The sequence below is a fragment of the Thiomicrorhabdus sp. Kp2 genome (genome assembly GCF_000478585.1).
GTDB lineage: Bacteria > Pseudomonadota > Gammaproteobacteria > Thiomicrospirales > Thiomicrospiraceae > Thiomicrorhabdus.
The window spans coordinates 1443665-1463547 of record NZ_ARWI01000001.1; the positions used below are offsets into that span (position 1 = coordinate 1443665).

Here is a 19883-nt window from a genome sequence, read left to right on the forward strand (position 1 = left end):
CTGGTAGATTTACCAGACACATAAACCCAAACCTTTTAATTGCGTTTATGCTTTTTGAAATGGTGTATTAACGTCTTTAAAGCCACTCTAAAGGCCAATTTTGAGCCCTTTATTATAGAAAGGGCATCTGACCAGGCCTGGGCATTCTTTTTAATGTCTGCAAAATGTTCTAACGGATTTGCTTTTGCATACAGCACCTCATTCATATCTTGAATTAAAACTGACAGTAATGGCGACTCACCATAATGTTGTTTAAACCACTGCTCAAACTGATTTAGAGAATGAACCTTTTGACTCCCTTCTGCTTCTGTTGAATTTCCTGTTGAGTTTCCTGTTGAGTTTAATAGGTGCTTAGATTGCCAATGCAGTATCGCTTGCAAAATAACCTCACTGGATTTGGCTTGATTAATCTCCTTGCGTAACCGCAGGTTTAACCCGTATTGCTTTAAAATTAGCAGTAAAAAATAGCCTGAAGCAATCCCTAAAACCAAAGCCAACCAGTAAACACTCCACACTAACCAACCTGGTAAAGCCATAACCTGAATAGCAGCAAATGTCTGTTGTGAAACCTTAGCCATCTCTGGATTAAAACCTCTTAAAACCAGCTCAGGAAAAGTAACCAGGCCTGGTTGTTTAATCCTAAAAGGCACTTGAACATCTAAAAGAGTCAACATGCCTTTATCATTACTCATTGATGTGACTTGCATCGACTCGGCTAGCCAAGAGACCTGCTCGTTATGCGTTAACTGGCTAATTAACTGATAAGCCGTGGCCTTTACATACTTATCAGTAAGACCTTGACCAGTTATCTGCCAATTCCAGTAATATAAATCCCCTACCTGGTAAAACGCCTCAAAGGGCGCAATGTGCCAATCTAGCTGACCCACCGCAACCGACATGGGTAAAAACGTTGGCAAGGGTTTTACTTGTACAGTGTGCGCTGAATCAAAAAACTTCCAACGCTGATTACTGGTGTTTTTAACCTCAACAATGGGCGATTTTAGTGGCAGACTTTCCAATTCTGACACTCTTGGCATTTCAAAACTCACCATGTGGTTTTGTGGGTCACTCTCTGAACTTAATAGATGGGTAATTAGCCCTGCATTTTTTAATCCTTCAGGCGATTGCATCTCCACTAAAAAAGCGGGATTTTTAACGGTGACTTGAGCCTGCCAAAGCCCCTGCTGCGTGCTAAAAAGTTCAGTCTTGGGCTTTTGCCATTCAATAGCCACTTCTGGGTTAGGTTCAACCTTAATCACCGTTTTGGGTATATGCACCCTACCCGCTTTTTGCTCAGCAATCACCAACTCCCCCTCCCTTAATGGGTAGAGGATTAAACGTAAAAGGTATGAGTGTTGGTCAACATCATCAATTACAAAATTTTGTTTAAGTTCAGTCCAATCCAATAATGCGGTCGATTTGCCAATTTTTTCACCTTCAATCACCAGTGAAACGGGCTGACCAAGCTGAATATGGGTTGGACGAATCTTCACCTCAATTGGCGTATTATCTTTAAGCAACTCGGTCTCATTTAAGTTACCAGGCCGGGTAACTTGAGAATCCACCGCAAACACCGCTGACACAAAAAACAGCGGTAAAAAACCAAATAAAAGAACTTTTATAAACTTTACCATGGCTGAGCTCCAGGAATAGAGTGCGCCTTTTCTTGGGCCGCATGAAAACCTTCTTCACGCTCAAAAAGTCTTTTTAACAGCTGTTTTTGATTATCTTGCAACTGCTGTAATTCATGTTCAAATTGCTCTGCTCGTTGTTGATTCATTTGCGCCTGCAAAACCTTATTGCCACCTGTTTGTCCTATAACCGTATTTAATCGCAACTTGGCAATACTCGGGTTTAAACGAAAATCAGTTAAATTATCCACATCGGGTATTTTTAATAATTTACCACTTTTATTCCCGCCAAAAGCATCGCCATCAGCACCAAAACCTGGTTCTTTAGAGTCTGAATCGCCTGTTTTTTGTCCACCATAAAATGCCCCTGAATTATCACCTTTTGAACCTTTGCCCTGATCTTGCTCTTCTGACTTTGACTTACTCTGCTTGGCCTGTATTTCTAATTGATGACGCTGTTGAGCCAACTGAAGATTATTTTGGGCTTTTAAATAAGGAGATTGATAAATCATCGCTTGCTGATAAGACTCAATCGCCTGCGGCAGTAAGTTGGCTTGATAGTAACTATTGCCTAAGTTATAGAGCGCCTTAGCGCGTTCAACATCAGACGGAGCTTGCCAAGCGGCTTGTCTAAAATACAAAACGGCGGCTTCTAAATCATCCGACTTGTAAGCTGATGCCCCAGCACCAAACCAACCTTGGTAATTGGGGTTAGCATCATATAAGGTTTCGGCCAACTCATACGCACCCTCACTAAAAGCGCTATAAGCCTCATGCAGTTTAATATTAGCCTCTTGTGCCGTAGCCGTTTGAGGCCACAGCGATAAACAGCCAACCATAACCGCAGGCGCAATCAGCATTAAAAGCACGCTACTAATGGTGGCTGAATCTTTTAACTTATTTAATTGTTTTTTAGGTAATGCCAATACACCTAAAGCAATTTGCCAAGCATAAAAGGCCAGTAATAAACTGATTATGCCAGCCACCATAAACGGGTGGGCATAACTCAGCCAAACTTGCTTAGCTCGCTTATCTTGGTAACTTGAGGCACTCTGTTCAATTTCGGCTAACAACTTTTGCATAAACACTTGCTCAGCACTGGCACGTAAATAAACGCCTTCTGTTTGCTGTGCAAGTTTAAGCAACTGACTCTCTTCTAAACGGCTCTGCACCAATAGACCATTTACATGTAAATGACCAGAAGCGTGTGTTGTATCAGGAATCGGTGCAGGACGTGTATTACCCACCCCAACAAAAATCACCTTTACACCCGTATCGCTCTGTTTTTGCGAAACAGCCACATCGAGCTCTTGAACCGCTTTGGGTAATTCCATTGGTTTCCAAAAAGGTTGCGCGCCATCGGTAAACACCACCAATATTTTTGCAGCTCGTCCTGTTTGGGTTAAGGTGTTTAATGCGCCAATTAAAGCCAAATCTAACCAACTTCCCTTTGTTGGCAACATTCCAGGCTCTATCAAATTTAATGCATGATTAAAGGCCTGTTTATCATAAGTTAAAGGCAAAACAGTATGGGGTTGATAGGCAAAAACATTTAAGGCCACTCGGTCACTGCTTTTAAGTTCGGCAACCAAGGTTTGGGCAATCGACTTAGCAAACAGAAAACGGTTAGGTTTAACATCCTCGGCCGTCATGGAATCAGATAGATCAAAATCAATCATTACATCCACACCGCTCCGTATTTGAGAGTCAAACTGACTGTCTAAACTTCGTGGGCCTGCTAAAGCAATCACAAAACAGAGCCAAGCTAATGCCAATAGGCGGCTTGCATTCAACACCTTACAGGGCTTAGCTATCAAGTTTAGCAGCCTGCTCAAAGGCGATTTTGAGTTACCAGGCCTGGTAGGTTTCATTGAAACCTGGCTAATTGACGGCTGAGCACTTACCCAAGGCCATAATTGTGCATCGGCATAACTCTGTTTTTGGCGGTTGCGTAACAAACGCTGAATAAACCAAACCAAAACAGGTAATAAAAGCCCCCAAAGCCAGATGGGAGCGCGCCACATTAAAGCATCATTTAAAAAAGCTTCAATCATGCTGCCTCCTCATCATTACCTTGTTTGGGCTTTCTGAGAACCACACCCGTCCAAATCAGACTTAATAACCAATAAATACCTAAAATAACCAGGCCTGCTATTAACGGATAAGGCGATAAATCTTGTTTTTGCGGTGGGCTTGGAGGCTGAATATAAGGCACCCCTTCGGCTTGATTAATTTGTTCTAGCACAGCAGAAATTTCAGCACCACTACCCACCTGATAATACTGCCCACCTGTTTGTTGAGCGATACTTTGCAGTGATTCGGACTCTAATGGCTGATAAAGCAAACCTGTATAAACACGCTTGTCGGCTTGTTCACTACTCGCTCCTACCCCAATCGTATAAATAGGTACTTGTAAAAGCTGTGCATAATTCACCGCTTCGGTCAGCTCAATCTTACTTGGCTGACTTAAACCATCGCTAATCAGCACTAAAACACGCTTTAAGGTATCGGTGCTGGCTTTTGTCACGCCTGTGGATTGATCGGCCTGTTTAAGTGCTAAACCTAATGCTTCACCCATTGCGGTATCGGTTCGCCCTGCTAAATACGGTTGTAGCCGTTTTAAAGTTAAGCGTGCCAAAGTTTGGTCAGAGGTCAAAGGCAATAGGGTATAGGCACTATCTGCATAAATCGCTAAACTAAAACGATTACCCTCCAACTTGGCAATAAAGTCATCTAAAACCTGTTTCACCACATTCATACGCGTTTCTTGCTGGCCGTTCATCGCGTAATCGGGCAATAAAAACGAGGCTGAACTTTCCACTACAAATACGATGTCACGCACCGTTTTGCTATCGGGTTCAGAAGGCGTAGGTAATTTTTGAATGGGCTGAGCGAGGGCGATGGCAATCAAACTAATGGCCAAACCTCTTAACAGGTTAAAAATAATCGCCCTAAAGGAGAAAACCGTAATCTGTTTAATCGGTTTTATATGCTGTACCTTATGAATTAAGGCGTGTCTTACTTGTAGCTGACGACGAGCCGCGATATCGCTTAAATCATTATTAGCGGTAAAACGACTGCTTAACCACCAAAATAGTGGCCAAAAAACAATTAACCACAACCAAACAGGCGATTCAAACGCCAAGTTTGCTGTTTCAGCGCCGTCTACCAGGCCTGTTAAGTTAAATAGATTTAATAGCCAAGCGTCCATTAAACATCACCTTTAAAAGGTGTTTTGAGGTAACTCAAATAATAAGCCCACAAATTTTTAACACTCAAATGATTTTGCAAAAAGGTCTCAACTTCTTTCAAGTTCATGGCAAAAGTTTCACGTGAAACTGTGTGCTCAGAAAACACCACAAAGTTAACTTGGCGTTGCAATAAGTCCATTGACGGTTCATCCTCTACTTTTAACCGTTGTGATACATAGATTAATCGCTGTGCTAGATGATAAAAACCATGAACTTCCGCCTGAGAAATCCCCGTTTGACTCTGTGATTTTTGTGCAAGCGTTTGCAGCTTAGACAATTGAGAACGTGCTATTAAAAAGTGCAAAAACAGACTCTGTTTTGCAAAAGGTTGGTTACGTGCTTTAAACATCACTACCAACGCAATTAAAGCAAATACACACACTACAATCACCAGCCAATAAGCACTGGTTTGCAACAAACTCAACCAGTTAAAATCGGGCGAAACAGGCAGTTCAATATCATATAAAACAAGGTCTAATGCCTCTGATGTAGAATTATTTTGATTAGCCATAATTTACCTGCTCATTTTGTGCTCTCTTATGAAACAGATTGTTTTTATTTTCAAGACTTAATGACAACATCATCTCTGACAGAGGTTCATGCGCATAGAGTGAATAAACCCCAACTGCGGCTTGATTAATCGCTTGTTGAATATGCGTTTGATATTGAACTGACCAGGCCTGGTAACTTAAACGTTGCTCAGCATCTGCAATGGCATAAGTTTGTTGATTCACCATAGACTGAAGTTGTAAACCTTCTATTTCAGGAAGCTGCGTTTCCGCAATATCTTCAACCCAAACCGCCTTAATCGCCACGCGACTTTGCAAGGCGGTTAATATTTCCGTTGTCTCTTGATTAACATCATGAAAATCGCTAATCAATATCAATCGAGAACCAGGTTGTAACTGCGCAGTCAAACTCACCAATACATCATTGAATGACGGTTCAATTTGCGAGATCTTCAAAGAGGGCGGACACGGTTGACTGACAAATTCCATAACATGCGAGTAGATAGACTTACCCTCAAAAATACGCGATTGTTCAAACTCTTCGGCCAATCGGCCTGTTGCAACAGGAATACCAATCTGCTGTGCCAACCAAGCATAATAACCTGCCACTCTTGCCGCTTGTGTCGCCTTTAAACGCTTACGGGTACCAAAACGCATACTGGCGCGGTGATCGACCAAAATAAACCAATTTTCTTGGCGTTCTTCTTGAAACAGTTTGGTGTATGCCTTGCCTGTACGCGCCATTAAACGCCAGTTAATTCGTCTAATTTCATCCCCTGGTTGATAGGCTCGGCTCTCTTCATACTCCAAACCAGCACCCATAAACTGCGAGGTTTGCTCCCCCTGCCTTAGGGCTTCACTCTGTTTTAAGTTGGGCGAAACTTTACTAGAGGCTTGAGCAAGTTGCTCTGCAAAGTCAGTGATTTCAGTAGACGATAAAATCGGCTGGTAAATGGTTTGACTAAGCGGTTTTATAGGCGATATGAATCGTTGGCGAATATTCTGCCAAACAGGAACCACCAAAGACTTCATAAGTTTAAATAACGGCATTAATGCGCCACCCATGTTTCAGATTCATCTTCAAAACCGTTCAAAATTAACGACTTATCCTTCTAACATTGGAACAGGCACAAGCTCAATTAATTTTTGAATAATGGAATCAGGTGTCCATTTTTGCGCACGACCACTAAAGCTAACAATCAAACGATGGCGCAATACATCAGGCAATAAAGTAATCACATCATCAGGCGTGACAAAATTACGCTCTTGTAACCAGGCATAAGCACTGGCGGCATGTAATAATGCAATAGACGCACGAGGTGATGCCCCTACTTCTAGAACACCTTGCATAGCACTGTCTAATTGGCCTAGCTTACGGGTTGCGGCAATCAGCGCCACCATATAACGCTCTACAGGTTCAGAGACATATTGTTCGGCCACTGAGTGACGAGCGTGAATGACGTTTTCGGGTGTTAAAAAAGCGTTAAAGTCCTCTTTGTCTTCACCAAAATGATGCGCTCTATCACGGCGTAAAATTTCTAGCTCTTCGGCTTCATCAGGGTAATCTAACACCACATGCAACATAAAACGGTCAAGCTGTGCTTCTGGCAAAGGGTAGGTTCCACTCTGTTCAAGAGGGTTTTGTGTGGCCATGACCAAAAACATCTCAGGCAAGGCGCGAGTTTGTCCGCCTGCGGTAACTTGTTTTTCAGCCATCGCCTCAAGCAGTGCCGACTGCACTTTTGGTGGCGCACGATTGATTTCATCGGCCAACACAATCTCATTAAAAATCGGACCTTTTACAAAACTCAATGCACCCGAATTGACATCCAACACCTCCGAACCCATCACATCGCCAGGCATTAAATCGGGGGTAAACTGTATACGCTGAAAACTGGCATGCACACCCGTTGCTAGGGTTTTAACCGCCGTGGTTTTTGCCAGGCCTGGTGGCCCTTCTAGTAAAACATGGCCACCCGTTAACAAGGCAATCAACATCTTATCTAGCAAGGCTTCCTGACCAACAATCACCTTCTGTAAATGCGTTTTTAACGCTAAAAATTCTGTTTGTGTAGACATACTTTTTTCCAAACTAAACGATTAAGGCTCATCAATCAAACCAATACCCATAGACTCGCCATCTAATAAATGGACTATGAAATGAAAACTAGGCTTGAATGATAAAAAACTGCTTTCAATAAATACAATTAATTCTGCTTATATAAGGCATTGTTACAGCGGATTTAGGCAGGTTTTTGTGGTGACCTAAGAGCCAAAAATACCCATAACCCTGAGATAAACATCATAATACCCACAAAATAAAATGGCCAAACCACTGATTGTGCGTAATGCGCCAATACGCCCATGGCTAAAGCACCAACGGCGTATCCAAAATCACGCCAAAAACGGTATACCCCCAAGATTGTGGCACGTATATTAGGTTCGCAAAAATCGGCCACAGCAGCACCTAATGTTGGATAGAGCATCGCCATTCCAAAGCCCATCAAAGCGGCTAAAACAGACCACAGCCAGATACTTTCTGCCCATACAAAGAGTAAGCTTGTGATACCACAAAGCCAAAATCCACCCACAATAAGAGTTCGCCGCCCCCACTTATCTGACATTGGTCCAGTAATCAGCTGTGAAGCTCCCCAAACTACACCATAAATCGCAATAATGGCGCTAGCTTCAATCAGCGTTTGTGACTGACTGAGTAAATACACTGGCATAAACACCCAAACTAACGCATCAATAAACTTTTCTACCAGGCCTGCTTGGTTAAGCGCCATGAGTTGTGGTTGTTTACAAGTTGCATAGAGCAGGGCTTGACTTAAATTCATTGCATTTTGTTGTTCTGTCTCACCTTTTTTGGCCTGTTCAAAACGATGAAGTTCATGGTGTAATTGAGACCAAGGTTGGGTATCAATCACTTTGCTAATCGCTAGCCACAAACCCAAAAAGATGACCAGCAAACCAAAACCCAGTAACGCTTCACGCGCACCATATTGCTCAGCCAATAAAGCCGTTAGCCACCCTGCAATTCCAACTGCGGCATAGCCTGAAAACTCATTTAATCCATTAATCAGGCCCTTTTGATTGGCGTGCGCCAAATCCAGCTTACTGTTTAAAGCCATTGACCAACACAAACCTTGGTTTACACCAAGAAACACCATTGCCCATAAAATCCACGACCAAGATTCTGCAAAAAACAGCAATAACGGTACAGGAATCGCCAATAGCCAACCTACAATTAATAGCCTACGACGACCAAAACGGTCGCTTAAATAACCCGCTAATAAATTCATTGCCGCTTTCACAAAACCAAAAACAACCACAAATGCCGCTAGACTCATAAAGGCTTTTGAAGCTAAACCAAATTCACTTTCTGCCAGGCCTGGTAACACAGTACGTGTCATACCAACAGTTAAACCAACCAAAAACACTTGAATTAACTGCTGAATCATATGCGATAAATTGTCATGAATACCGTGTTTAATCTGCGAATTCTTGTCTAAAGAAGTCATTTTAAAGCTCCATAATCCCTTATTTTTTATTCAACCATATAGTTGAATAAAGACAGTTTAACGGTTAGGCTAATACAATTCAACCATTTAGTTGAATATATTTTGAGCCGAAATGGTAACGTCAAATGACAACGAATTCGATCAATATTTGCAGAACTTTCATTATGTAAGCTTATATAAGCTAAGGAGTTTTTATGTTTTTATTTCAAAATACCCCACAATCTGAACCAGGATCACTCTCCTATCTATTGGGTTGTATTAGCCAAGGACTGGCTATTGCTGTTGACGTTCATCAAAATGAAGTCGAACTCTATTTAGAACTTGCTAAAAGTAAAGGTCTTAAAATCGCTTATGTAATTGATACTCACGTTCACGCCGACCACTACACGGGTGGATATGAACTTGCTCAACGAAGTAATGGCCAATATGCTTTACACACTTCATCACCTGCAAAATGCTCGTTTACGCCACTTATTGATGGTCAAATACTAGAGGCTGGCAATGTAAAAATTGAGATAATGCATACACCTGGACACACAGAAGATAGTATTACGTTAATGGTCACCGACCGTTCTCGGACAGATGACCCTTGGTTTTTGATTACAGGACATACGCTTTTTGTAGGCAGTGTTGGTCGCCCTGATTTACACGGCAGAGAACAGGAGATGGCTGAACAATTGCATAATTCAATTTATCACCGTATTTTACCCTTACCAGATACAATGGAAATTCTTCCTGGCGCTCAAGCAGGCAGTGTTTGCGGTGCAGGAATTAGCGGTAAACCTAGCTCAACTCTGGGGTTTGAAAAACGTTATAACCCAACCCTTAGATTAAATCGTGAAGAGTTTATCAAGCAAGTTGCCAGCACCGCACTGCCAGCGCCTAAAGAAATCCAGAAAATTCTTGCTTATAATATGAATCCAATACAGAAAGTTTGAACAAAATAAATATGTGTTCTAACCAAAGCTTTAGAACACATTCAACTCTCCTTAAAGGCTCTTCAAACCAATAAAGCTCTCCCGTATTCACTCTATTTAAGGTAAAGTACAGGGTAATTTCTATTTTAAAAAACCTTTATTGAATGTACTGATGACAACCGATTCAACCTCTCAAACGTTAAAATACAACCTATTTGAACAACTCGCACAGGTAAGCAAGGCGCTTGGACACGCTAATCGTTTGATGATTCTTGATGTTCTCAGCCAAGGTGAGTGTGATGTGGATACTTTGCATCGTAAACTGAATTTGAGCATTGCGAATGTTTCTAAACATTTGCAAAACCTGAAACAAGCAGGCCTGGTAAAAAACCGCCGTGAGGGTTTACGTATTATTTATATGTTGAGTGATCGGTCGGTATTTAACTTAATTGTGAGTTTACGTGACGTGGCCGAAACACAGCTTGAAGAGATGCAAACCTTATTAACAGAGCATTTAAAGCCCAACACCCCTTTAGAGCCAATCTCTCTAAAAGCCTTAAAATTAATGGAACAAAATCAACAAAGTTATACGCTAGTGGATGTTCGCCCCCAAGACGAATTTGTGGCGGGTCATCTGCCCAATGCCATTAACTTACCGATTGATGAGTTTTCAACAAATCTAGAGCAATTTAAGCTTTCAGAACCCCTTATTGTCTACTGCCGTGGGCCTTATTGCATGTGGTCAACAGATGCGGTACAAACCCTGTTATCTCTTGGTTACCAAGCCAAACGTTTAAAAGAGGGTTATCCAGAGTGGCAAAATTCTGCACTTTCTACCGCAGAAGAGATAAAGTCGGTATAACACCGAAAACACAACGTTTAAGTTTATTCACCACTAAATATCCTACTCATTCTCAAATGAGAATTACCAAACTAAACAGCCTATAACCTGCCAAATCAAGTATCGCACTCAAATTCGCTATCATTATCCAGTCTGAGCCAACACGCTTTCATTACCACAGGCGAACCTCCTTAGACAAACAGTAAGGTTCAGTTATTTTTTATAATTACCAACGTCTTTAAGTTACCAGGCCTGGCGAAATAAGATAAATCAAAAATATACGATATATACATCGAGCGTTGTAAACATTATATAGAACAGCCACCGCTTAAATTTAGCTGCGTCTTTGAGCACACTAGTAAATCGTAATAAGGTTCTAAATCGTTAGAATATAAGCCAATTTGGAATGACTATATTTCATTGAGTGGTTGTCTCAATAAGAGGTTGTTTAATTTAGATATGAAATCACGCACACTCTGTATGAGTGCACGCTATTCATCTTTTGGAAAGGCTTATGCAATAATTGATGTTGTGCGAATTAAGACAAACTTCAATCAAAGCCGTTTGAATGTACAAGCTAAAACCCTAGTTGATTAAAAATCTTGCCACTCCTCCTCATTACTGCCTAACGGTTTCTTTTGGTAAGACTTTATATCACTAAGTTCTGGTTTTTGTGTCTCTTTTTTGTGCTCCATTGGCTTTGATGGTACTGGCGTTTTTGCAGTCATACCCACTGGTTTTTCAAGTTTGGCTACTGGCTCTTTTGCTATTGGTGCCGATACGATTGCTTTGGATGCTCCGCCAATATGAAAGAATGACATCTCTTGTCTTAACAGGCTAGATTGATCATTCATACTGGCTGAGGCTGCCGAGGTTTCTTCAACCAGCGCCGCATTTTGTTGAGTCACCTCATCAATCTGACTGATTGCTTGGTGAACCTGGCTCACCCCTGTGGCTTGCTCTCCAGAGGCCTCAGCAATATGTTTAATCATTTGGCTCACGGTATCAATTGAGGCATTAATCTCGCTGAGCATTTTGCCCGATTCGCTGGCGAGCTGAGTACCATCATCAATGCGGTTCACACTCTCTTCAATCAAGGTTTTAATCTCTTTAGCCGCTTCGGCCGACTTTTGAGCTAAGGCACGTACTTCACTCGCAACCACCGCAAAACCACGACCATGTTCACCCGCTCTCGCTGCTTCAACCGCCGCGTTTAATGCTAATAGATTGGTCTGGAAAGCAATACCATCAATCAACGAGACAATATCATTGATTTTATGGCTTGATTCCTGAATCGCGTCCATCGCTTCAATGGTTTGGTTCATCACGCTCACGCCAGTATTGGCTTTAGACTGCACATCTTGGGCAACGGCACTCGCCTCTTGTGCGTTATCAGTATTCCCTTGAACCGCCGAGTTCATTTCATCCATGGTTGCGGACGTTTCTTCTAATGCCGCAGCTTGCTCTTGCACTCGTTGGCTAAGGTCTAGCGCGCCACGAGAAACTTCATCGGCCGCATTGCTTACAATATTGGTCGCTTCAAGCGCCTTACCAACCACATCAGCCAGCCTTGCTGCACTGCCGTTAATCGCTTGTTTTAAGGTATCAAGTTGCCCGTTATAGTCTGCTGAAATAGATTGAGTCAAATCACCTTTAGATTGAGCGACCACAATGCGAATGATATCCGCCATAGCTGATTCAATCGCATCCATTGAGTTGTTAACACCCGATTTCAATTTCAATAAATCACCGTGCGCTTCAACAGTCACTCTATGCTCAAAGTCACCGTTTTCCATTCGGGTCATAATATTGATGATATCGCTAATGGTGTCATTCAATGTTTTCAAAGTCAGGCAAGAACTTTCTACCATCTCAAGGAACTTACCTTCAACAGCGGCATTAATGCTGACATTAAAATCACCCTTACTCATTGCTGTCATAACATGGCTTAACTGTGTCATGGTGTCATCAATAGAGTCAGCAGAACCATTAATACCTTGTTTTAAACTATCCAGATCTCCATTCAGATTTGCTTGAATACGTTTTGAAAAATCCCCTTTGGCAATCGCTTGAATCACCTCATTGGATTCATCAATGGCTTTTTGCATATCGGTTAACAAACTGTTAACCGCACGCCCCATATCACCCACTTCATCTTCTTTGCTGGCATCCGCTCTAATGCTAAAGTCGCCTGTTGAGCTGATTTTATTTAAAGCTTGTTGAATACTGGCTAAACCACGCGCAATCGAACGTGGTAAGAAGAAAGCAATCAGAATGGCAATTAATGCCACAATAGCCGATGACAAGATCATTGCCATCACAATATTCTCGTTATTCTGTTGCACTTCTGGCCCAATACGATCTTGATCCGCTCTTAATGATGATTTAATCTCTTCTGAAAGCTTAGCGATATGCGGTCCAATGACATTCAATTTGTTATTCACAATATCGTTACGGTCATTAATCACTTTATACAATGCTTTTACTTTGTTTTTATATTCATCAATTTGGCTAGTAACCTCATGTAATTGATCAGTGTGTTTTTCAGAACTGACTTGTGATTTAAGTGTCCATAATTGGCTATTTAAGTTATCAAACTCTTGTAACACTCGTTCCATTGTCGACTGCTCATTACTTTTAATGAACTTTGCGGCATACAGTCTTGCCAACATCAGGGTTCTAATCGTTTCAGCGGAATGATTAGCAATCTCTAAATCCCCTAATCCAACTTCTTCACGCATAACACTGGTCAAGGATTTTTCCATTTGTGGACCAATCATATCTAGCCCGTTATTAACAAGCTCGTCACGTTGTTTCATAAACGCTTGAACCTTTTCAAAGTTCAATTTATATTCCACTAAGTCAGTCGACATTTTTTCCAGTAAAGCAACTCTTTCTGAATCATGAATTAACTCTTCCGCCTCTTTAATAGAGGCCATGGTTTTGTCATAGTAAGTTTGAAATTCATCCACTTTGTCTTGTGCGGGATTAAATAAATAATCTTTGACATCCATTCGGACCATTAACATGCTTGCCTCAATATGGCTCGAGATTAAGGACGCTCTGGCCATCTCTCTATAGCTTTTAAAGCCGTCGCTCGATTCATTGATTTTGACCACACTAAAAATAGCCACCAATACAATCAATATCGTGATTAAAGAAAAACCACCGATTAATTTTGATTTAATTGTTTTAAACATATTTACACCTTTTAAGGTAAAGATCACAGCAAGCTGCAAAAATTACCACTTAACCCACATTACTGAAAAAAATCATTCAAGAAAACTGAAAAAAACAAGAAGCAAATGATAGACCAAATTTACTTTATAGTGACCATTGAAGCCTTTTGTGTAACAAATAATTCACAATTTATCTCCCGCTTTAAGACGCGAGACAAATAAGATTTCGATCCAAAAAACCATAAAAAACCTAATTCAATCTGCTTTACCAGCTCTACTGCCATTTAATTTTGAACTAACTATATCATCAATAAATCTATATACCACCCAAACGCATCACCTCGTTTCATTTAAAAAGCCCTACCCGTTATAGGCCTGCTTAAATTTCAGCAAATAAATATAGGAATTTACATTACTCCTTGTAAACACTATATTGAACATTCGCTAGGAGATTTTTACAGAGTTTAAATATTCTCGTTGAGTGTTAATTAAGAAGTCACCTGTGAATTGGAGAGTGCATTGTGATTAAAGTATTAGGGGCATCAGGATCTTTAGATAAAGAGAAATCCTGCATCTCATTCCAACTCAATAAAACCACCGTGATTGATGCTGGAAATATTATTCGACCGCTTGGCGATGACTGTAAATTCATTGAGCAGATATTTTTAACCCATGCGCACTTTGATCATATTCTTGACCTGCCTTTTTTAATTGAAACCTATTTTGAAGCTCGCCAAAAACCACTGCAAGTTTTTGCCCTAAAAAACACCTTAGACACCCTAGAAAAACATATTTTTAATGGGTCTGTTTGGCCGCAATTTCAAAAAATTAAACACCAAGTTTTAAAGCGTCCGCTACTCACTTTTCACGAAATAAAATTAGGGGAATCCATTCTTAGCCAAGAGATGACCATCACCGCTATTCCAGCAAACCACACGAAAGGTTCATGTGGCTATTTAGTCCAAAAAAACAATCATAGTTGCTTAATCTCAGGAGACACCTATCTAAACCCAGAGATTGCAAATATCATTAATCACGATAAGCGTATTCATTCTCTATTCATTGATGTCTCATTTCCCTCACGCTTAACGTCACTTGCCGAACAAAGTAAACATTTAACCCCTAAATTACTCGCCTCTACTTTAGAAAAAATAGAACGGCCAATAGCGGTTTTTCCCTATCATTTAAAACCCGCCTATGAAACCGAAATTATGGCGGAACTTGAAAATATCAGCGGTAAAGCCACCATTCACAAACCGCTCAATGAAGGCGATACTCTAGAGGTGTTCACTGAACATACCGTTCACGCACTCCCTGCAACTAAACGGAGTGACATTGATAACACCAAACAACTTGAATCCTTGCTAGCCACAGCACAGGCGCTATCTTCAGAAACCGATGTAAACAAACTATTAGAGATGATTCTGCAACAAGCCATGGCTTTTGCACAAGCCGACGCTGGTACCTTGTATCGTTTATCAGATGACCACCAAGAGTTAGTTTTTACCGTTGTACAAAACCAAAGCCTAGATATACATATGGGGGGCACCGCTAACCCCATTACTTGGGACAATCTCCCTTTATTCGGTGAGAATGGTCAACCGAATGAACAGATGGTGGCGACCTACTGCGCCATACACAAAAAAATGGTGCATATCGAGTCTATCTATAACAATAAAAAGTTTGATTTTGAAGGTACCAAAAAATTTGATGCCAACACGGGCTACCACTCCGAATCGATGCTTGTTTTACCACTACTCAACTCAAACCATGAATTAGTCGGTGTATTACAACTGATTAATAAAACCAATTCGGCAGGCAAAAGCATTGCCTTTACAGAGGCGGATAAACAAAACACCTCAGCACTGGCTTCTCAAGCAGCCATCTCACTGACCAACACGCTTTTGATTAAAGATTTAGAAAACTTATTTGAGTCGGTTATTAGTACCATCACTAAAGCTTTTGATGAAAAATGCTCATTTACAGGTGGTCATGTTCGCCAAGTAGCAGAACTTTCGCAAATCATTGCCCGTGGCATTAACGAAGATCATTGCCCGTGGCATTAACGAAGATCAATCAACCTATCAAGAAGTGCAATACAGTGCAGATGATTTTCATGAAATTAAAATTGCTGCTTTATTGCATGATGTAGGCAAAATCGCCACGCCTGAATTTATTATGCAGAAGTCGACAAAACTTGAGAAAGTATATGATCGAATTGATGCGATTAAGCATCGCATTGAAATTCTAAAACGTGATGCCCAAATCGAGTATTTGGAGAGCCAACTGTCGCAAACAACCCCTAGCATTGCTCAAATCGAGTTTGAAAATAAGATCAAACAGCTTGATGAAGACTTTGCCTTTCTTAAAAAACACAATCGCGGTGAAAGCTATTTACAAGATGCCGAGCTAATGAGAATTGAGCAGATTGCCAAACAAAGCTATACAATTAATGGCCAAATTCAACCTATTTTGAATCCCGATGAAATAACTAACTTATCTATCCGTGCAGGCACCTTAAATCAAGAAGAGCGTGAAAAAATCATGGATCACGCCCGCGTTTCACTTGAAATATTAAGCACACTGCCGTTTCCTAAAAAATACCAGCGTGTGGTTAATATCGCAGCGAATCATCACGAAAAATTAGATGGTTCAGGCTACCCAAGAGGTTTAACCGATTCAGATATCGCATTGGAAGACCGAATTTTAATCTTATCAGACCTCTATGAAGCCCTTTCATCACAACATCGACCTTATAAAGATCCAAACCCGCTTTCACAGATTTTTAACATTCTCTGTTCAATGGCCAATGAAGGACACATTGATAAAAAACTGCTTAAATTCTTTTATGAAAGCGGCACCTATAAACAGTACAATCAATTTTTAAATGCCCAACAAATTGATGAAATCACATTTACGCTTAATGAGTAAGTGTTGCGCCAAAAGTTTTATAAATTGATGTTTACCCAATGGCTAACTTTTACACATACTTTATGCATCTAAAGTTTTTCTTTAGCCATAAAAACATTTATTATTAGAACTCAAATAGTTTTATTTTATTAAATAACCATGGCCAACCATCTACTTAGAGAAATCTGTATTGAAGATTAAATCCATATTCCTTATTTTGCTATTCCTGTTAACCAGCTGCAGCACACATAAAGAAGCCTCCATCAAGCTTGTTACCAATGCCTGGATTGGTTATTCACCTCTTTTTTATGCAAAAGAAAAAGGTTGGCTTAAAGAAGTTAATATCGAAATCTCACCTCTAGTCTCTTTAGGGGAAAGTGTGATGACTTTTCGCTCAGGTGGATTTGATGGCCTAACAGGCACTCAATTTGAATACCAAAAACTCAACGCCTTAAACTCTAATTTAGTACCCGTTATCATGTTTAATCGCTCCAATGGGGGCGATATGGTTATGAGCAACGTCTCTATCAAAGAACTGCAAGAAACCTCTGAAAAAATTGACGTCTATCTAGAAGTAAACTCGGTAAACGCCTTTGTATTTGATGATTTCAAAAAGGCTCACCAACTTACTCAAAAAACCTTTAATTTTATTAATAAAGATCAGTTAAAAATTGTTACTCATTTAAAACAAAAAGCCATGAATAAACCCACTATTGTGGTGACTTATGTACCTTACAACTTTGAATTAGTAAATGCTGGTTTCAAAACGGTTGACTCTACCCGCGATGCAATGAATATCGTCGTTCTCGATGCTTTATATGTGAATACCAACACCCTAAACCATCATCAAGAAAACTTTAAAAAGCTAAAAATCGTCATTAATAATGCAATCCATAACCTAAAACAAAACCCCAAAGAATATTATGAAGTGGTTAAACCCTATCTTGAAAACCCCTCTTATGACGAATTTTTGCAAAGTATTCACGATATTGATTGGTTAAATGAAACAATTCCCCCAAACTTAATTGAAAAAATGAATGAGATCAATTTTCAAACTCGGAATCTGCTTTAGATGCTTACTTTAAAACGCTTTTTAACCGCGCTATTTATTCTAGTTGTCGTTGCCTTATATGGTTCATTTATCGCCTATTATTTAGATGAACAAGAAACCAAAGCGGAAATTATCAATTCAGACTTTCAACGTGTACTCAATGAATCAAGCTACTCAATTAGCACCCAGCTCAATTCGTTAGAACAGATCAATAACTTTAAGTCTTTGCTTAATCGTAAAGTGGCACAAAATCACCTAATTTCAGCCATGATGGTTGTGAAAGGCAACCAAATACTCTTAACCACAGATCCCAGCATTAAAGAGTTACCCACTCAAACATACAAACATACCCTATTTAAAAACAAGTCTCATCAAGAGATATTAACTAATTCTGTTCAAGAGTTTGAGTTTGATGTTTACCAGCAAAATCAAACGGTTAGTTTAAGCATTTTGCTCTTCTCAAATCCTGCTGAAATAAAAACCTATTTCTCTGAAACAGAGAATCAATACATTTTTTCTTTTGTGCTACCCACATTTCTTATTGCCTTATTTCTCTATTGGGTGTTAAAAACCTATCTGGTTAAGCCCCTACAAAAATTAAATAATTTTGCCTATTATCATGACCGAGTTCCAGAACCTTTAAAAATTAGAGAACTAGAGGCCATTCGCAGTTCAATGCTGCAAACCTTTCAGCTGCTTGCAGAAGAAACAAAAGCCCTATACCGTTCAGCCAGAACAGATTCTCTCAGTGAGTTACCTAATCGCTACCAGTTAAATGAACGGCTTGACTGGTTAATTGCAGAGTCTGAGCGCTCACAAAAAGAGTTTGCTTATCTCTTTCTTGATATTGATGATTTTAAAAAAATCAACGATACCTTAGGCCATGATGCGGGGGATGAAATTGTCGTCAATGTCTCAAATATCATGCAATCTGAATTAAGAGGTTATGACATTATTGCCCGTGTTGGCGGAGATGAATTTGTGATGATTATTAATAAATACCATAATCATATCGAGCTGAATCACATTATAGAAAGGGTGCTTACCCAAATTTCACAAGACCAACTGGTGCGTAACCAAATCATTAATGTCTCTGCCAGTATTGGTGTGGCGTTTTATCCCAAAGATGGTACTGATGGGCAAGCGTTAATGAAAAGCGCGGATATTGCCATGTATGAGGCTAAAAAACACGGTAAAAACCAACACCACTATTTTACAGAAGAGCTTAATCATAAAATTCAGGCCGAGGTTAAAACTGAAGCGGAGTTAAGACAGGCAATCCAAAATCAGGAATTTGAACTTTATTACCAGCCCAAAGTCTCTACTCAGGCAAAGGAAATTATTGGTTTAGAGTGCCTCATACGTTGGAACCATCCAGTGAAAGGTTTGATTCCGCCGCTAGACTTTATACCCATAGCGGAACAAAGTGGTTTGATTATTCCTTTAGGAGATTGGATTCTTCAGGAAGCGATGAAAACTCAACTATCGTGGCAAAAACAGCATGGCATTATATTGCCCATTTCAGTCAATGTTTCTGCCATGCAGTTTAGTCATAAAAACTTTTTTTCAAAGCTACAAGAATCCATCTACAAACTCGGTTTTGAACCCAGTCATCTTGATATTGAAGTCACTGAATCGGTATTAATGGAAAATAAAGACAAACACCTTAATACCTTAAAGAAAATACGTGGTTTGAGTGTAACCATCTCTCTTGATGATTTTGGAACAGGCTACTCTTCTCTGGCTTATCTTAAAACCTTTCCAATTAATACTCTAAAAATTGATAAATCCTTTATCGATGATTATGAAAGCCATTCTGGTGCCATCTTTATAGAAACCATTGTTAATATGGCGCACAACCTCAAAATTACTGTGGTGGCTGAAGGGGTTGAAACAGCAGAACAGTTAGCCTATTTACAAAACATCAATTGTGAATGTTTTCAAGGCTATTTATGCAGTAAACCGCTCCCTAACAAAGAGTTTATCAAGCTAGTACAAAGCTGTGCTTCAGCAGCTACTGAGTCATAAAGCTCGCCAAACTTGGGTTATAAAAGTACCAGGCCTGGTAGA

The 19883-nt window shown here is 40.2% G+C and carries 15 protein-coding genes; 7 read left to right on the forward strand and 8 right to left on the reverse strand.

Translation table 11 applies throughout. The features are described 5' to 3' along the window. Window positions 1-35: 35 nt before the first annotated feature. The 7 genes from A379_RS06750 to A379_RS06780 all read right to left on the reverse strand — a co-directional run bounded on the left by A379_RS06750 (window position 36) and on the right by A379_RS06780 (window position 8915). Window positions 36-1634, reverse strand: coding sequence for a hypothetical protein (locus A379_RS06750; RefSeq protein ID WP_040727029.1), 1599 nt, complete (start codon window positions 1632-1634; stop codon window positions 36-38). Then, window positions 1628-3685: a VWA domain-containing protein gene (locus A379_RS06755; RefSeq protein ID WP_040727030.1), complete on the reverse strand. Its 2058-nt coding sequence runs from the start codon at window positions 3683-3685 to the stop codon at window positions 1628-1630. The genes A379_RS06750 and A379_RS06755 overlap by 7 nt, the downstream gene beginning before the upstream one ends. After that, window positions 3682-4842, reverse strand: a complete 1161-nt coding sequence (locus tag A379_RS06760; RefSeq protein ID WP_040727032.1) for a VWA domain-containing protein — start codon at window positions 4840-4842, stop codon at window positions 3682-3684. Before A379_RS06760 ends, A379_RS06755 begins: the two co-directional genes overlap by 4 nt. Continuing rightward, the gene (locus A379_RS06765; protein ID WP_040727034.1) at window positions 4842-5393 is read right to left on the reverse strand and encodes a hypothetical protein; all 552 of its coding nucleotides are present in this window, start codon (window positions 5391-5393) and stop codon (window positions 4842-4844) included. The genes A379_RS06760 and A379_RS06765 overlap by 1 nt, the downstream gene beginning before the upstream one ends. Beyond that, the gene (locus A379_RS06770) at window positions 5386-6441 is read right to left on the reverse strand and encodes a DUF58 domain-containing protein (RefSeq protein WP_157832352.1); all 1056 of its coding nucleotides are present in this window, start codon (window positions 6439-6441) and stop codon (window positions 5386-5388) included. The genes A379_RS06765 and A379_RS06770 overlap by 8 nt, the downstream gene beginning before the upstream one ends. A 54-nt stretch (window positions 6442-6495) precedes the next feature. After that, window positions 6496-7470: a MoxR family ATPase gene (locus A379_RS06775; RefSeq protein WP_040727036.1), complete on the reverse strand. Its 975-nt coding sequence runs from the start codon at window positions 7468-7470 to the stop codon at window positions 6496-6498. 164 nt (window positions 7471-7634) lie between these two features. Beyond that, window positions 7635-8915: an MFS transporter gene (locus A379_RS06780; protein WP_040727039.1), complete on the reverse strand. Its 1281-nt coding sequence runs from the start codon at window positions 8913-8915 to the stop codon at window positions 7635-7637. Between the two features lie 194 nt (window positions 8916-9109). Between A379_RS06780 and A379_RS06785 the strand changes: the two genes are divergently transcribed. From A379_RS06785 to A379_RS13110, 3 genes are all read left to right on the forward strand, one after another. Next, entirely contained in the window at window positions 9110-9853 is a 744-nt protein-coding gene (locus A379_RS06785; RefSeq protein ID WP_040727041.1) for an MBL fold metallo-hydrolase, read from the forward strand. 151 nt (window positions 9854-10004) lie between these two features. Continuing rightward, the gene (locus A379_RS06790; protein WP_040727043.1) at window positions 10005-10694 is read left to right on the forward strand and encodes a metalloregulator ArsR/SmtB family transcription factor; all 690 of its coding nucleotides are present in this window, start codon (window positions 10005-10007) and stop codon (window positions 10692-10694) included. Between the two features lie 438 nt (window positions 10695-11132). Continuing rightward, window positions 11133-11270, forward strand: a complete 138-nt coding sequence (locus tag A379_RS13110; RefSeq protein WP_198525656.1) for a hypothetical protein — start codon at window positions 11133-11135, stop codon at window positions 11268-11270. Here A379_RS13110 and A379_RS06795 read toward each other — a convergent pair. Continuing rightward, on the reverse strand, window positions 11267-13873 hold the full coding sequence (locus A379_RS06795) for a methyl-accepting chemotaxis protein (RefSeq protein WP_157832353.1): 2607 nt from the start codon (window positions 13871-13873) through the stop codon (window positions 11267-11269). The two genes, A379_RS13110 and A379_RS06795, sit on opposite strands and share 4 nt — an antisense overlap. A gap of 500 nt (window positions 13874-14373) precedes the next feature. Between A379_RS06795 and A379_RS12685 the strand changes: the two genes are divergently transcribed. The 4 genes from A379_RS12685 (at window position 14374) to A379_RS12695 (ending at window position 19841) form a co-directional block, all read left to right on the forward strand. Further along, window positions 14374-15918, forward strand: coding sequence for an MBL fold metallo-hydrolase (locus A379_RS12685; RefSeq protein ID WP_051145060.1), 1545 nt, complete (start codon window positions 14374-14376; stop codon window positions 15916-15918). Beyond that, entirely contained in the window at window positions 15884-16783 is a 900-nt protein-coding gene (locus A379_RS12690) for an HD domain-containing phosphohydrolase (RefSeq protein ID WP_051145061.1), read from the forward strand. The genes A379_RS12685 and A379_RS12690 overlap by 35 nt, the downstream gene beginning before the upstream one ends. Before the next feature lie 169 nt (window positions 16784-16952). After that, window positions 16953-17834, forward strand: coding sequence for an ABC transporter substrate-binding protein (locus A379_RS06805; RefSeq protein ID WP_040727045.1), 882 nt, complete (start codon window positions 16953-16955; stop codon window positions 17832-17834). Continuing rightward, complete coding sequence (locus tag A379_RS12695; RefSeq protein ID WP_051145062.1) at window positions 17835-19841, forward strand: bifunctional diguanylate cyclase/phosphodiesterase; 2007 nt, start codon at window positions 17835-17837, stop codon at window positions 19839-19841. Window positions 19842-19883 lie beyond the last annotated feature (42 nt).